The following is a 14,080-nucleotide window of genomic DNA, read 5'->3' on the forward strand; positions in this document are numbered from 1 at the left end:
GGTCCCCCCGCTTTCCCCAAGGGTCAGTAGGCAGGCTGCAGTGTCAGGTCGTGGTGGTGCTCGTTCTCGCCCACGTGGTTGAGGCGGCCGACCAGCTCGGAGTGCTGCTTCATGCGCCCGATCTCGGTCATGATGCGGATGTCCTCGTGGCGCAGTTCGCGCTTGGCGGTGACCGCCTGCTTGTAGTCGAGCACTTCCGGGTAATGCTCGGCCAGGTCCAGTGCCTCGGCCACGTGCTCGACACTGTCGGCCTTGGAGCTGATGCGGGCGCGGCTGTTGAACGCCTTCATCCAGCGTTCGAAACCGGCAGTGCGGTCGAACATGTTGGCCATGAACCAGATCACGAACAGGATCGAGATCCATGAACCGAATACCACGACCACCCGGGTGAAGGTGATGTGGTAGTCATCGCGCCACAGGTAGTTGGTGATCAGGCCGAGGATCAGCAGCGAGGCCGCCTGCCAGCCGACGATCGAGGCGATCAGCCACTGGCACTTGGCCTGGGCCAGCACAGCCACTTCATCGCGGATCTGCTGCTCGCTGAGGCTGCGCCAGTGCGCGACCTGTTTTTCGAACGGGCTGCTGTAGAGCTCGTTGTCGCGAAGCAGTAGTCCCAAACCCTTGAACAAAGCAATCATGGCTGGCTCCTTGTGGAACGTGCGTCGATCAGCATTGGACGGTGTGGCGGGTTCAGTTCTAGCACTTCCAGCGAGCCGTGCAATGGGCGCAATGCCTAGCGGCGTAAGGGTTCTGTCTGAATGGGTGAATGTTGCTGCGCTGCAGCATCGCGGCCGCAGCCTGCGACAGGATGTCGCAGGGTGAAATGTGCTGCGGCCGCACATGAAACCGTGGCTGAGCGCGGAGACTCGCCGCCGGCGTCGTGATCGCCCAGAATCGGGGCCGACCGCGCAACGCGCGGCCCTACTCCCGCCTTTCCTGGACCTGTGATGCCGGCTCTGCTGCAGCGACTTTCCCGCCCCGTCACCGCGCCGATCCGGCGCTGGGTGCTGGAGGCTTTCCCGCGCGGCCAGAGCGGCATCGATTACGACCATCCGCTGGGCGACCCGGGCTGGTTCGGCCCGGACAGCGTTACCTGGCGGTTGCATGCCGAATTCCCCTCGATGCTGGCCGGCGGCTTGTGTGCGCTGATGTTGCAGACCTTGCACCCGCGCGCGCTGGCCGGGGTCTACGACTACTCCAATTTCCGCCAGGACCTGGTGGGTCGCCTGCGGCGCACCACAGCGTTCGTTGCAGGCACCAGCTACGCGCCCAGCGGTGAGGTGGAAGCGCTGGTGGCCAAGGTGCGTCGCATCCATGCGCAGATCCGCGGCCAGACCGCGCAGGGCGAGCCCTATGCCGCCGATGATCCGCAGCTGCTGACCTGGGTGCATGTGACCGAGGCGTTTGGTTTCCTGCAGGGCTTCCGCCGCTACGGGCGCGAGGTGCCGGCGCACATCGCCGATCGCTACTACGACGAGTACCGCCGGGTGGCCGAGGCGCTGGGCGCGGTGGATGTGCCGCGCAGTGAAGCCGAGGTGGCGGCGTACTTCTGTGCACGGCAACCGGAGTTGCGTGTGGACGAGCGCTCGCGCGAAGTGCTGGGGGTGTTGTCCGGCGTGCGCCTGCCGGTTCCGGTGCCAGGGTTGTCGCGCGAAGTGTTCCTGGGTGCAGGTGCGGCGCTGCTGCCGGACTGGGCCGAGGGCATGCTGAAACGCAATGGTCGCCAGCGTGCTCAGGCGGCAGCTTCAGCGAAGTTGATGCAGGGCATGGCGCCACTGTTCCGCCGCGCGCTGCCCGATGGCCTCGCCAGCCGTGCCTGCACGCGCATGGGCGTGCCGGTGGACGTCCTGCGCGAGTGGCCCACCGTTGCCTGGTAAATGCCAACCTTGGTTGACACGCTCGCACCATGGTTCTGGTAGGTGCCAACCTTGGTTGGCACGCATTTCGCGCGGTGCCGCAGAAGCGCCAACCAAGGTTGGCATCTACCAGAGCGGATTCCGCGGTAGATCCACGCCATGCGTGGATGAAGCCTTACCCGTCCACCTTCAACCCACGCAACAACACGTCCAGCGCCGCCGTCGCCTGCCGCAGGCGCGCATCACCCTCCTCTCCTTCGGCGATCCAGAACGCAGCCTCGGCCAGGCCGCCGTAGATCAACGACGCCAGTACCTGTGCATCCACCGGCGCCACCACGCCCTGCGCGATCAACTGTTCGATCAACCGCTGCATCGAGTGCACGCAGTGGCGCTGCGATTCCGGTGAGGCGCCACCGAGCACCGCGCGTGCATCGCGCAGCACGATGCGCTGGATCTCCGGTTCCAGTGCCATCTCGAGATAGGCGCGGCAACGCTGCACGAAGCCCTCCCAGGCATCGTCGGCGCCGTCGCTGATCGCCTGCAGGCGCTGGTCGGTCTCGGCATCCAGCTGGGCGACCACAGCCGCCAGCAGGCCCTTCTTGTCGCCGAAGTGGTGGTACAGCGCGCCACGGGTCAGCCCGGCCTGGGCGGTCAGGTCGTCCATCGAGGTGGCGGCATAGCCATGCTCGCTGAACACCCGGCGGGCGGTGGCCAGCAGGCTGGCGCGGGTTTCTTCCATCTCGGCGCGGGTGCGGCGGACCATCCGGAGCTCCTTACATACGAAGTGCATGATTATTTACATACGGCGCGTATGAATGTAACCTCTTATTCATACGCTCTGTATGTATTGTCGTGGCGCCGGGTGCGCCAGGCAAGCCGCTGCCCTGGAGATCCTGATGGCCACCCCCTATCGCGACCTGTTCGCGGCCCCCGGCACCGCCGGCCTCGCCCTGGCCGGGCTGCTGGCACGCCTGCCGCTGCCGATGACCGGCATCGGCATCATCACCCTGCTGTCGCAGCTGCGCGGCAGCTACGCATTGGCTGGTGCGGTGTCGGCCACCTTCGTGCTGACCTACGCGCTGCTGTCACCGCAGGTGTCGCGCTGGGTCGACCGCCACGGCCAGGGCAGGGTGCTGCCGTGGGCGGCCGCAGCCAGCGCGGCCGGTCTGCTGCTGCTGCTCGCGTGCACGCTGCTGGCCGCGCCCGACTGGACGCTGTTCATTGCGGCGATGCTGGCCGGCTGCATGCCCAGCGTGTCGGCGATGGTGCGCGCGCGCTGGACCGCGATCCATCGCGGCCGCGCGCAGCTACAGACCGCGTATTCGCTGGAGACCGTGTTCGACGAGGTGACCTTCATCGCCGGGCCACCGCTGTCGGTGGGATTGTCGGTTGCGGTGTGGCCGCAGGCGGGCGTGCTGGCGGCAGCGTTGCTGCTGGTGATTGGAGTGGCCGCACTGGTAATGCAGCGTGGCACCGAGCCGCCGCTGCAGCACCGCGAAGGTGCCGCACCCTCGCGTTCGTTGCTACGGCAGCCGGAGATCCGCCTGCTGGCGTTGCTGATGCTGGCGATGGGCTTGATTGTCGGCACCGTCGACATCACCAGCGTGGCGTTCGCCGAAGAGCGGGGCCAGCCGCTTGCCGCCAGCGCGGTGCTGTCGGCCTATGCGCTGGGCAGCTGCACAGCGGGCCTGCTGTTCGGTGCACTGAAGCTGCAGGCACCGTTGCCGCGCCTGTTGCTGGCCGGCGCAGCGGCCACCGCACTGACCACGTTGCCGTTGCTGTGGGCGGGCAACCTGCCTGCACTGGCCGTGGCCGTGCTGCTGGCCGGCGCGTTCTTCGCGCCGACGATGATCGTGGCGATGTCTCTGGTCGAGCAATGCGTGCCGGCAGCACGCCTCACTGAGGGCATGACCTGGCTGTTGGCCGGCCTGAACATCGGTGTCGCGCTGGGTGCGGCGGTGTCGGGCCAGGTGGTCGATGCCGCGGGCGTGCGCCCGGGCTTTCTCGTTGCGTTGATCGCCGGCGCCTGCGTGCTGTTGATCGCGATACTCGCGCAGCGCGCAATGCATCGCGCGCGCGTACCTGGCTGTGCTGCGGAGGCCACCGCAAGGACGTAGATCCACCCCATGGGTGGATGGCGTGGATAGATGCCAACCAAGGTCGGCACCCACCAGAAAATGAAACGGGCGCCTTGCGGCGCCCGTTCCCGTTACATCACCACACCTTGACCCGCTTGTTCGGGGCCAGGTACAGCTTCTGGCCTTCCTTCACTTCGAACGCCGGGTACCAGGCGTCGATATTGCGCACGGTCAGTGCGCGGAACTGGCCTGGTGCATGCACATCGGTCAGCAGCGAATTGCGCAGCGCCTGCTCGCGGCTCTTGCTGCGCCAGGCCTGGGCGAAGCCGAGGAAGAAGCGCTGGTCCGGGGTGAAGCCTTCCAGGGTCTGCCCCGGCTTGCCCTGCAGCGACAGCTGGTAGGCGTCGTAGGCGGTGCCCAGGCCGGCCACGTCGGCGATGTTCTCGCCCAAGGTCAGCTTGCCGTTCACATGCACGCCCGGGAACGGCGCGTAGCTGCTGAACTGCGCGGCCAGCGCATCGCCAGCAGCGTTGAACTGCTTCAGGTCCTCGGCGGTCCACCAGTTGTGCAGCTTGCCGGTTTCATCGAACAGCGCACCGGCGTTGTCGAAGCCGTGGCTGATCTCATGGCCGATCACCGCGCCGATCGCACCGTAATTCACCGCGTCGTCGGCGGCACCGTCGAAGAACGGCGGCTGCAGGATCGCCGCCGGGAACACCAGGCGGTTTTCCAGCGGCACGTTCATCGCATTGATGGTCTGCGGCAGCATCGCCCACTCGCTGTGGTCGACCGGCTTGCCCAGCTTGGCGATGTTGCGCTGGTACTCGAACAGCTCGGCGCGCTGCGCATTGCCCAGTGCGTCATCGCGGCGGATCTCCAGGCCGGTGTAATCGCGCCACTTCTCCGGGTAGCCCATGCCCACGGTCAGGCCGGCCACCTTGGCCTTGGCATGCGCCTTGGTCTGCGGCGACATCCACGACAGTGCATCGATGCGCTTGGCGAAGGCGGCGATGATGTTCTTCGCCATCTCGTCCGCGCGCTCCTTGGTCTTCGCGTCGAAGTGCTTCTCGACGTAGCGCTTGCCGATGGCTTCGCCGACGGCATGGTTGGCATCGTCCACCGCGCGCTTCCAGCGGTCGCTCTGCTGCGGCGTGCCGCTCAGCGCGGTGCCGTGGAAGGCGAAGCGGGCATCGGCGAACTTCTTCGGCAGGTAGGCGGCGGCACGGTCCAGTGCGTGGAAGGCCAGGTAGTCCTTCCAGACGTCCAGCGGCTCTGTGGCGACCAGCTTGGACAGGCCGGCCACGGCCTTGGGCTGCCACACGATGAAGTCCTGCTGGTCGCCCAGCGCGGCCGCATCAAGGAAGGCGTTCCAGTCCATGCCCGGTGCCTTGGCGTTGAAATCGGCCTGGGTCCACGGGTTGGCACCCTTGGTCACGTCGTTGGTTTCTTCCTGGGTGACGTGCGCCTGCGCGATCTTCGTTTCCAGCGCGAGGATGCGCTGCGCCTTGCCGGCCGGGTCGGCCACGCCGGCCAGCTGCAGCATCTGCGCGATGTAGGCCTGGTACTGCTTGCGCAGCTCGGCCATGCGGCCGTCACCGAGGTAGAAGTCGCGGTCGGGCATGCCAAGGCCACCCTGCACCACGTAGGGCGCGTTGCGGTCCGGCTGCAGCATGTCCACCGACACCCACAGGCCGAACAGGCGGTCGGTGTAGAAGTTGGTGGCGTTGAGCAGGTCGACGTCGGCGCGCATGTCGCCGCCGAGGGTGCGGGCCAGGCCGGCCTTGTCGGCGATCGCATCGATGGCCTTCAGCTGCGGCTGCACCGGGGCGATGCCATGTTGCTCGATGCCGGCTTCATCCATGTAGGCGGCGTAGTAGTCGCCGATCAGCTTGTCGTCACCGCTGGCCTGTGCATTGCCGGCGGCGCCTTCGAGGATGGCGCGGGTGTCGGCAAGGGTCTTCTCGGCAATGACGTTGAAGCTGCCGAAGCGCGAACGGTCGGCCGGAATCTCGGTGTTCTTCACCCAGGTGCCGTTGGCGAAGCCGAAGAAGTCATCGCCGGCCGCGATGCTGCGGTCCATGCCGCTGGCATCGAAGCCGAAGCTGCCCAGCATCGGCTTGGCCGCAGCGGGGGCAGCCTCGGCGGGCTTGGCGGTGCCACCGGCCGGATCGGCCGGACGGTCGCAGGCAGCCAGGGACAGGCTGGCAACGATGGCCAGTGCCAGGGTGGGACGGCGCAGCTTGGACATGGACTTCTCTTGCAGCGGAAAACCCCAAGTCTAATCCGCTGCGGCCCGGCTGGCCCTCCCTGTGGCTGGCCGGTCCTGTGCAGGATCTGGCTGAACGCGCCGAAGCGATCTTCACGCCGTCACCGGGGTGGTGCATGCTGGGCCCTGGAGCCCTGCGCGGACACGGGGAGGTGGCCATGCAGGACGGGGTCAGGCGTCAAGAATGGCGTTCGCCGGCCGTTGAGGTCGGGGATGTGGAGGATTCGTTCGCGCATGAAGCCAGCCGACTGCACAAGGAAGCTCGACCGATGCCCGCGCTGAAGCGGGCGTTGGCCCGTCCGTTGCGTGCCATCACCTGGGGCGGCGTGCTGCTGGGCCTGTTGCTGGTGGCCGGATTGGCCACCATGCTGGCCAACGACCATCACCGTCGCCTGGAGGCCGCGCAGCGGCAGAGCCGGGCGCTGGCGGTGGGCAGCGAGCGCCTGCTGGCGCTGGAGCTGCGCAACCTGGAGCGGGCGATGTCCGGCATCGCCGCCGATGCCGCTGAACTGTTCCGCACCGTGCCGTCACAGGCGCCGGCACTGCTGGATGCTGCCATCGGTGGCGTGCTGCGCCGCCACGCTGAACTGCAAAGCATCGTGGTGCTGGACAGCCACGGGCGCGCGCTGACCGCCGGCCGCGGCGACCTGCAGCTGCCGCTGTGGACTGACCCGCTGCGCCGCGGGCAGGGCAGCGCGATGTACATCGGGCCGCCGCAGCGGGCCAGCGATGGCGGCTGGGTGGTGCCGCTGGCACTGCCGATGGCCGGTGAACGCTGGCTGTTGGCGCGGCTGCGCTGTGGTGAACTGCAGCGCATCGCCGGCGGCCTGGATGTGGGGCCCAACGGGCTGGTCTCGATCAGCGATGCCGAGGGTTACATGCTGGCGCGCGTGCCCGATCCGCATGGCACCGTCGGTCGCCGCTACGACCTGCCGCGGCGTGACCTGCTCGGCAAGCAGGCGGTGGTCGAGCTCGGCAGCCTGCCCGGCGTGGTCGACGGTGTGCCGCGCATCACCACCATCAGCACGCTCGACCGCAGTCCGCTGGCGGTGCAGATCGGCTTGGCCGATGAAGACGTGCTGGCGCCATGGTGGCCCTACCTGCAGGCGTCGGTGGTGATTGTGCTGGCCTACATCGCGGTGCTGCTGGTGCTGCTGTATGCGGTGCGCCGTACGACCCGCCGCCAGCAATCGATGGCCGAGGAACTGAAGGCGGGCCATGCCGAGCTGCGCCTGGCCCATCAGGTCGGCCGTGTCTGTACCTGGTACGTGGACGAGGATGCCGCGCTGCTGCGCTGGTCACCGCTGGCGCGCGAGATCTTCGGCGTGCAGACCGATGCGCTGCCGGTAGCCGACTTCTTCGCCCGCGTGCATCGTGATGATGCCGCGCGCCTGCAGCAGGCCTTTGACCAGGCCTTCGCCGGTGGTGCAGTGCTCGACCAGGTGTTTCGCCTGGTGCTGCCCGGTGGTGAAGTGCGCTGGGTGGGTGCGCGCGGGCAACGGGTGGAGGTGGCCGACAGCGAGCGCCGCATGATCGGCGCGCTGACCGACCTGAGCGAGCGCTACCAGGCGCGCGAGCAGATGAGCGAAGTGGAACGCCGTTTCCGCCTGCTGTTCGATCGCAACCCGGCGCCATTCTGGGTGTTCGACCCGGACACGCTGCGCTTCATCGAGGTCAACGATGCCGCGGTGCGCCAGTACGGCTACAGCCGCGAGGAATTCCTGGCGATGAGCATCCTCGACATCCGCCCGCGCGAGGGCTGGGACGAGGTGAAAGGAGCGATCGCCAAGGCCCGCGTTGGTGAACTGCAGGATGCGGCGGTGCGCCTGCACCGGCGCAAGGACGGCAGCGTGTTCGAAGTGCGCGCACACTTGTCCAAACTCGATTTCGACGGACAGCCCGCGTGCCTGGTGCTGGCCGAGGATGTCAGCGAACGGTTGGCCTACGAACGCGACCTGGCCTACCAGGCACGGCACAACCCGGCCACCGGCCTGCTCAACGTACGTGCATTGACCGACCAGCTGGATGAGCAGGACGAGGGCTACACCATCGCCTTCGTGCAGCTGCGCGGCCTGCAGCTGGTGGCCGATACGCTGGGCCGCGAGATCGGCGATGCCGTGCTGCAATCGATGGCGACCCGGCTCGGTGGGTTGGGCGCGCGCTGCGGCACGCTGGCGTTCCAGCCGGCCGAGGACTTCGTGTTCGCTATCGGTGCCGAACACGATACCCAGCGCGTGCTGGACGACCTGCTGCAGATCGTGTCAGCGCCGATGCGCGGCAAGGATTCACTGCACCAGTTCGAGCCGCGCATTGGCGTGGCAGTGCACGTCGCCGGTGACGGCCACAGCGCCGAGCAGGTGATCGGCATGGCGGCGCAGGCCGCGCATGCAGCGCGTGCCGAGGGCAACGTCGTGGTCTGGTTCGACGCAGCGGTGACAACGCGGCTGGCCGACCGGCTGCGCCTGGCCGGGCGCATCCATGCGGCCATCGACAACGAGTTCCAGCTGTATTTCCAGCCGATCCGGCATGCCAGCGATGGCAGCCCTGCGGCGTTGGAGGCGCTGCTGCGCTGGCCGCAGGCTGATGGCAGCTTCATCCCGCCCAATGAGTTCATCCAGCTGTGCGAGGAGACCGGGTTGATCCTGGCACTGGGGCGCTGGGTGATCCGCGCGGCAGCGAAGGCACAGCGGCGGTTGGTCGAGGCCGGTTGGGGCGAGCTGCCGATTGCGGTCAACGTCTCGGCCGTGCAGTTCTTCAACAGCGACCTGGTGGCCGAGTTCACCCGCGCCCAGCAGGAGTTCGGGTTGGCGCGGGGTGCGCTGCATGTGGAGCTGACCGAGAGCAGCCTGATGCGCAAGCCGGCGCAGGCGATGCAGACCATGCAGCGCCTGCACGAGCAGGGCATCAGCGTGTCGCTGGATGACTTCGGCACCGGCTACTCCAGCATGTCCTACCTGCAGCACCTGCCGCTGGACATCCTGAAGATTGATCGGAGCTTCGTGGCGGACGTGGAAACCAATCCGCGCAATGCCTCGATCTGCCGCGCGCTGCTGTCGCTGGGCCACAGCATGGGCCTGACCATCATCGCCGAGGGCGTGGAGACACCGGGGCAACTGGACTGGCTGGCCGCGCATGGCTGCGACCAGGTGCAGGGCTACCTGCTGGGGCGACCGGCGCCGCTGGAACAGATCATCGATGCGCTGGACGAGGTGGCGGCCTAGGTCGCGCGCCGGACAAGGAGCCGGCGACGTGTAGTGTAGAGTCGACTGTTAGTCGACTGCTCTTGTTAGTCGACTGCTCTTGTTAGTCGACTGCTCTTGTTAGTCGACTGCTCTTGGCGTTTGGCAGAAAGACGCGCGCTACGCGCGGGAGTCGACTGACAGTCGACTCTACCGGGCCATATCCGCCGGAAACATCGGCGGATCCATGCGCCGGTAGCGCCGGGCCATACCTGGCGGACGCCCCCTTACACCCCGGCTTCCACCAGGTGATCGATGAAACTGCGCACCTTCGGTGCCAGGTGGCTGCGGCTGGTGTAGACGGCGAAGATGCCGATCGGCGCCGCCTCCCAGTCCGGCAGGATGCGCACCAGGCGGCCCTCGGCCAGTGCATCCTGCAGCAGGAAGTCCGGCTGCAGGATCACCCCCATGCCGGCGATCGCCGCTTCGCGCAGCACATCACCGTTGTTGGCGTGCAGCAGGCTGCTCACCGCCACCTTCACTTCGCCACCAGGCCCCTGCAGCGGCCAGTGGTCACCGGCGGCCCAGTAGCTGTAGCTCAGGCAGGCGTGCGCCTGCAGCTCCTGCGGTGTCTGTGGCGTGCCATGCGCGGCCAGGTACGACGGTGCGGCGCACAGGCTCACCCGCGATTCGCCCAGGCGGCGCGCGATCAGCGCCGGGCTCGGTTCGCGGGTGATGCGGATGGCGACGTCGTAGCCTTCCTCCACCATGTCCACCAGCCGATCAGACAGCGCCAGATCCAGTTCCACCTGCGGAAAGCGCTGGCGGTAGCTGGCCAGCAGTGGCCCCATCCGGGCGATGCCCCAGCTGACCGGTGCGTTGATGCGCAGGGTGCCGGAGGGCTCAAGCGCCTGCGCGCCGATGCTGGCCTCCAGCGCGTCGAACTCGGCCAGCAGGCGCACGCACTGGGCGTAGTAGGCGGCGCCGGCACTGGTTGGGCTGACCCGGCGCGTGGTGCGGTGGAGCAGGCGGGTGGACAGGCGTTTTTCCAGCGCGGCGACCTGGCGGGTGACCCCGGCGGTGGACATGTCCAGGGCCTGGGCGGCGGCGCTGAAGCCGTTGCGCTCGACCACCGCCACGAATACGCGCATCGCCTCAAGGGTGTCCATTGTTGCGCCTTTTGAAATAAATACGGTCAAACGATCGTATTTATCGGTCTGTGAAGGCGCAATAACCTGTGTCCATTCCTTCCGAGGTGCCTCCCCATGCACACCACGATCGCTCCTGTTTCTTCGCTGGCCCCGTATGGCGCCACCCTGCTGCGCCTGGCCCTGGGCGTGCTGTTCCTGGTCCACGCGCTGACCAAGCTGCTGGTGTTCACCCCGGCCGGAACCGCCGCGTTCTTCGAGTCGATCGGCCTGCCCGGCGTGTTCGGCTACGTAACCATTGCGGTCGAGCTGGCGATCACCGCCGCGCTGCTGCTGGGCATCTACGCGCGCTGGGTCGGCCTGGTCGGCGTGCCCCTGTTGCTGGGCACCATCGTCACCGTGCACGGCGCCAATGGCTTCAGCTTCGCCAACGTCGGCGGTGGCTGGGAATACCCGGCCTTCTGGGCGCTGGCGCTGGTGGTGCTGTTCCTGATCGGCGATGGCAAGTGGACCCTGCGTTCGCGCTGATCGCCGCCTGATCCTGCAACTGGAGAATTCCATGTCCCGCCTGCCTTCGTTGTACATCTCGCATGGTTCGCCGATGACCGCCCTGCATCCGGGCCAGGTCGGTGTGCGCCTTGCCGAGCTGGCGCAGGATCTGCCAACCCCGCGCGCCATCGTGATGGCCTCGGCGCACTGGCTGGGCCGGCAGCCGCTGGTCGGCGCGCATCCGCAGCCGCCGACCATCCACGACTTCGGTGGCTTCCCGCGCGCGCTGTTCGAACTGCAGTACCCGGCGCCGGGTGATCCGGCACTGGCCGAAGAAGTGGCCGGCCGCATCGCCGCCGCCGGCCTGCCGGTGGCCATCGACCCGCAGCGTGGCCTCGACCACGGCGCGTGGGTGCCGCTGCGCTTGCTGCGCCCGCAGGCCGATGTCCCGGTGGTGCCGCTGTCGATCCAGCCGCTGCTTGGCCCCGAGCATCAGTTCGCGCTGGGCCGTGCATTGGCGCCGCTGCGCGAGCAGGGCGTGCTGTTGGTCGGCTCGGGCAGCATCACCCACAACCTGCACGACTGGGGCGACTACCAGGACGGCAAGGAAGCGCCTTACGTGCGCCCCTTCATCGAGTGGGTGGAGCAGCGGCTGGCCGCCGACGACCGCCAGGCGCTGCTCGACTATCGCCGCCAGGCGCCGTTTGCCGAGCGTGCGCACCCGACCGACGAGCACCTGCTGCCGCTGTTCTTCGCGATGGGCGCGGCGGGCGAGGGCGGCTTCGGTGCACGTCGCATCGATGCCGGAATCGACGCCGGTTTCCTGGCCATGGACCTGTACCGCTTCGATGGAGCGGCATGAGCCGGGGCTGACGCCGGGCCATCCCCGTCGTCGCGCCTGCAGCCGCATGTGGTAGTTTTTTCCGGGTTTCCGGCGCTGGCTCCCGAGCCGCCCCCCGCGCCGCTTCCTGGAAGAAGCATGCATACCATTGAAGTCGTCCTGGCGATGCTGGTAGCCGTTGTCGCCAGCGGCTACCTGGTTCGCGTCCTGCCGTTCTCGTTGCCGCTGCCGCTGGTGCAGATCGGCCTGGGCGCGGTCATCGCCGGGGTGTTCAACCGCGGCCACGCGCTGGAGCCGGAAGTGTTCTTCCTGCTGTTCCTGCCGCCGCTGCTGTTCCTGGATGGCTGGCGCATTCCCAAGCAGGGCCTGTTCCGCGACAAGGGCGCGATCCTCGAGCTGGCCTTCGGCCTGGTGGTATTCACCGTGATCGGCGCCGGCTTCCTGATCCACTGGCTGATTCCGGTGATGCCGCTGGCGGTGTGCTTCGCACTGGCGGCGATCGTGTCGCCCACCGATCCGGTGGCAGTCGGTGCGATCGCCTCCAAGGCACCGATTCCGAAGCGGCTGATGCACATCCTGGAAGGCGAGTCGCTGCTCAACGATGCGTCCGGCCTGGTCTGCTTCCGCTTCGCAGTGGCGGCGGTGATGACCGGCACCTTCTCGCTGGCCACGGCGTCGCTGACCTTCGTGTGGGTGGCGGTGGCCGGCCTGGCGGTGGGCGTGGCGGTCACTTTGGGTGTGTCCACGTTCCAGCGCTGGCTGTGGCGCCGTTTCGGTGAAGAGCCCGGCGCGGCGATGCTGGTCAACCTGCTCATCCCGTTCGCGGCCTACCTGTTGGCCGAAGAAATCCATGCCTCGGGCATTCTCGCCGCGGTCGCCGCCGGCATCGCGATGAGCTACGTGGAGCTGACCGGCCGCGTCTCCGGCAGCATGCGCGTGCAGCGCGCCGGGGTCTGGAACATGCTGCAGTTCAGCTTCAACGGCATCATGTTCGTGCTGCTGGGCGAGCAGCTGCCGGGCATCGTCGAACGTGCCACCACCACCATGAACGAAAGCGGCCACCAGAGCGCGTGGTGGCTGCTGGTGTACGTGGTGGTGATCAACCTGGCACTGATCACGCTGCGCCTGCTGTGGGTGTGGCTGTCGCTGCGCTGGAACCTGCTGCGTGCGCGGCGCCGCGGCCTGGAGCGCGGCGAGGCGCCGAACTGGCGCATCGTGGTGGCGACCTCGGTGGCCGGCGTGCGCGGTGCGATCACCCTGGCCGGTGTGTTGACCCTGCCGCTGTTCCTGCCCGATGGCAGCGCGTTCCCGGCGCGTGACCTGGTGATCTTCCTGGCCGCGTCGGTGATCCTGTTCTCGCTGCTGGGCGCCAGCATCGCGCTGCCGCAGCTGCTGAAGGGCCTGCAGCTGCCGGCCGATTCGGGCGAGCGCAAGGAAGAGGACCTGGCGCGCCGGCTGTCGTCGAAGGCCGCGCTGGCCGGGGTCGAGCGCATGCGCCAGCAGCTGGTGATGAACCAGAATACCGAGAACGTGCAGCTGTACAACGACGCTGCGTCGCGGGTGAGCCTGCTGTACCAGCGCCACCTGGAGCGCGACAGTGATGGGCCCGACGTGGACCCGGAGAAGGTGCGGCGCATGGAGATGGGCTACCGCCAGCTGCGCAGCGCCGGCCTCAATGCCGAGCGCGAGGAACTGTTCCGGCTGACCCGGCGCGGGGTGATCTCCGATGAGATCTCGCGGCGCCTGATCCGCAACCTGGACCTGCTGGAATCGCGCAAGCGCGAGTGATGCCCGGGCCGGGCCGTGCTGGCGCCGATGCGGATCCGGCCTTGGAATGTAGAGCCGAGCCTATGCTCGGCTGCTGTTGCTTCAGGCGTCATGAACCCGGAACGAAAAGCAGCCGAGCATGGGCTCGGCTCTACATGCCGGTGCTGCTTACTCCGGCTTCTGGTCCAGGAAATACGCCTCGACCTTGCCCTTGACCTTGATGGTCATCGGGTTGCCGCGGCGGTCGCGGGCCTTGCCGGCCTGCACGCGGATCCAGCCTTCGCTGATCGAGTATTCCTCGACGTTGTCGCGCTCGACGTCGTTGAAACGCACGCCGACGCCACGCTCCAGCGCCTGCGCATCATGGAAGGGGCTGGCCGGGTTGATCGCCAGGTGGTCGGGAGGGGTATCGCTCATCGCTTCATTCACAGTGACGGCCACCAAGGCCGGCTTCAG

11 protein-coding genes are annotated in these 14,080 nt (G+C 67.7%); 6 read left to right on the forward strand and 5 right to left on the reverse strand.

All coding sequences use genetic code 11. The features are described from left to right. Positions 1–23: 23 nt before the first annotated feature. Positions 24–638, reverse strand: coding sequence for a hypothetical protein (locus AASM09_RS02345; RefSeq protein ID WP_049432369.1), 615 nt, complete (start codon positions 636–638; stop codon positions 24–26). 309 nt (positions 639–947) lie between these two features. Between AASM09_RS02345 and AASM09_RS02350 the strand changes: the two genes are divergently transcribed. Then, positions 948–1,877, forward strand: coding sequence for an oxygenase MpaB family protein (locus AASM09_RS02350; RefSeq protein WP_049432366.1), 930 nt, complete (start codon positions 948–950; stop codon positions 1,875–1,877). Positions 1,878–2,031: 154 nt separating this feature from the next. Here AASM09_RS02350 and AASM09_RS02355 read toward each other — a convergent pair whose 3' ends face one another. Next, the gene (locus AASM09_RS02355; RefSeq protein ID WP_049432363.1) at positions 2,032–2,619 is read right to left on the reverse strand and encodes a TetR/AcrR family transcriptional regulator; all 588 of its coding nucleotides are present in this window, start codon (positions 2,617–2,619) and stop codon (positions 2,032–2,034) included. A 133-nt stretch (positions 2,620–2,752) separates the two neighbouring features. Between AASM09_RS02355 and AASM09_RS02360 the strand changes: the two genes are divergently transcribed. Beyond that, a complete protein-coding gene (locus tag AASM09_RS02360) occupies positions 2,753–3,973 on the forward strand; it encodes an MFS transporter (RefSeq protein ID WP_049432360.1) in 1,221 nt (406 codons plus the stop codon). Between the two features lie 97 nt (positions 3,974–4,070). On the opposite strand, the gene AASM09_RS02365 is transcribed toward AASM09_RS02360, so the two are convergent. Next, a complete protein-coding gene (locus tag AASM09_RS02365) occupies positions 4,071–6,182 on the reverse strand; it encodes a M13 family metallopeptidase (RefSeq protein ID WP_100443758.1) in 2,112 nt (703 codons plus the stop codon). A gap of 176 nt (positions 6,183–6,358) precedes the next feature. Between AASM09_RS02365 and AASM09_RS02370 the strand changes: the two genes are divergently transcribed. Next, positions 6,359–9,421: a bifunctional diguanylate cyclase/phosphodiesterase gene (locus AASM09_RS02370; protein ID WP_049432355.1), complete on the forward strand. Its 3,063-nt coding sequence runs from the start codon at positions 6,359–6,361 to the stop codon at positions 9,419–9,421. 245 nt (positions 9,422–9,666) lie between these two features. On the opposite strand, the gene AASM09_RS02375 is transcribed toward AASM09_RS02370, so the two are convergent. Continuing rightward, positions 9,667–10,548, reverse strand: coding sequence for a LysR family transcriptional regulator (locus tag AASM09_RS02375; RefSeq protein WP_049432352.1), 882 nt, complete (start codon positions 10,546–10,548; stop codon positions 9,667–9,669). A gap of 96 nt (positions 10,549–10,644) precedes the next feature. Here AASM09_RS02375 and AASM09_RS02380 point away from each other — a divergent pair, with 96 nt between their 5' ends. From AASM09_RS02380 to AASM09_RS02390, 3 genes are all read left to right on the forward strand, one after another. Then, a complete protein-coding gene (locus AASM09_RS02380) occupies positions 10,645–11,055 on the forward strand; it encodes a DoxX family protein (protein ID WP_049432350.1) in 411 nt (136 codons plus the stop codon). Between the two features lie 31 nt (positions 11,056–11,086). Beyond that, positions 11,087–11,878, forward strand: a complete 792-nt coding sequence (locus AASM09_RS02385; protein ID WP_049432347.1) for a dioxygenase family protein — start codon at positions 11,087–11,089, stop codon at positions 11,876–11,878. A gap of 117 nt (positions 11,879–11,995) precedes the next feature. Further along, the gene (locus tag AASM09_RS02390; protein ID WP_049432345.1) at positions 11,996–13,645 is read left to right on the forward strand and encodes a Na+/H+ antiporter; all 1,650 of its coding nucleotides are present in this window, start codon (positions 11,996–11,998) and stop codon (positions 13,643–13,645) included. 147 nt (positions 13,646–13,792) lie between these two features. On the opposite strand, the gene AASM09_RS02395 is transcribed toward AASM09_RS02390, so the two are convergent. After that, positions 13,793–14,041 carry a DUF3297 family protein gene (locus AASM09_RS02395; protein ID WP_049432340.1) on the reverse strand — a complete coding sequence of 83 codons (249 nt, stop codon included), beginning with the start codon at positions 14,039–14,041 and terminating at the stop codon, positions 13,793–13,795. Positions 14,042–14,080 lie beyond the last annotated feature (39 nt).

Source organism: Stenotrophomonas maltophilia (genome assembly GCF_039555535.1).
GTDB lineage: Bacteria > Pseudomonadota > Gammaproteobacteria > Xanthomonadales > Xanthomonadaceae > Stenotrophomonas > Stenotrophomonas maltophilia_Q.

Coding starts and splice junctions, on each gene's coding strand:
- AASM09_RS02345 (WP_049432369.1), bottom strand. CDS start 638: ATGATTGCTTTGTTCAAGGGTTTGGGACTACTGCTTCGCGACAACGAG.
- AASM09_RS02370 (WP_049432355.1), top strand. CDS start 6,359: ATGCAGGACGGGGTCAGGCGTCAAGAATGGCGTTCGCCGGCCGTTGAG.
- AASM09_RS02380 (WP_049432350.1), top strand. CDS start 10,645: ATGCACACCACGATCGCTCCTGTTTCTTCGCTGGCCCCGTATGGCGCC.
- AASM09_RS02350 (WP_049432366.1), top strand. CDS start 948: ATGCCGGCTCTGCTGCAGCGACTTTCCCGCCCCGTCACCGCGCCGATC.
- AASM09_RS02375 (WP_049432352.1), bottom strand. CDS start 10,548: ATGGACACCCTTGAGGCGATGCGCGTATTCGTGGCGGTGGTCGAGCGC.
- AASM09_RS02395 (WP_049432340.1), bottom strand. CDS start 14,041: ATGAGCGATACCCCTCCCGACCACCTGGCGATCAACCCGGCCAGCCCC.
- AASM09_RS02360 (WP_049432360.1), top strand. CDS start 2,753: ATGGCCACCCCCTATCGCGACCTGTTCGCGGCCCCCGGCACCGCCGGC.
- AASM09_RS02365 (WP_100443758.1), bottom strand. CDS start 6,182: ATGTCCAAGCTGCGCCGTCCCACCCTGGCACTGGCCATCGTTGCCAGC.
- AASM09_RS02390 (WP_049432345.1), top strand. CDS start 11,996: ATGCATACCATTGAAGTCGTCCTGGCGATGCTGGTAGCCGTTGTCGCC.
- AASM09_RS02385 (WP_049432347.1), top strand. CDS start 11,087: ATGTCCCGCCTGCCTTCGTTGTACATCTCGCATGGTTCGCCGATGACC.
- AASM09_RS02355 (WP_049432363.1), bottom strand. CDS start 2,619: ATGGTCCGCCGCACCCGCGCCGAGATGGAAGAAACCCGCGCCAGCCTG.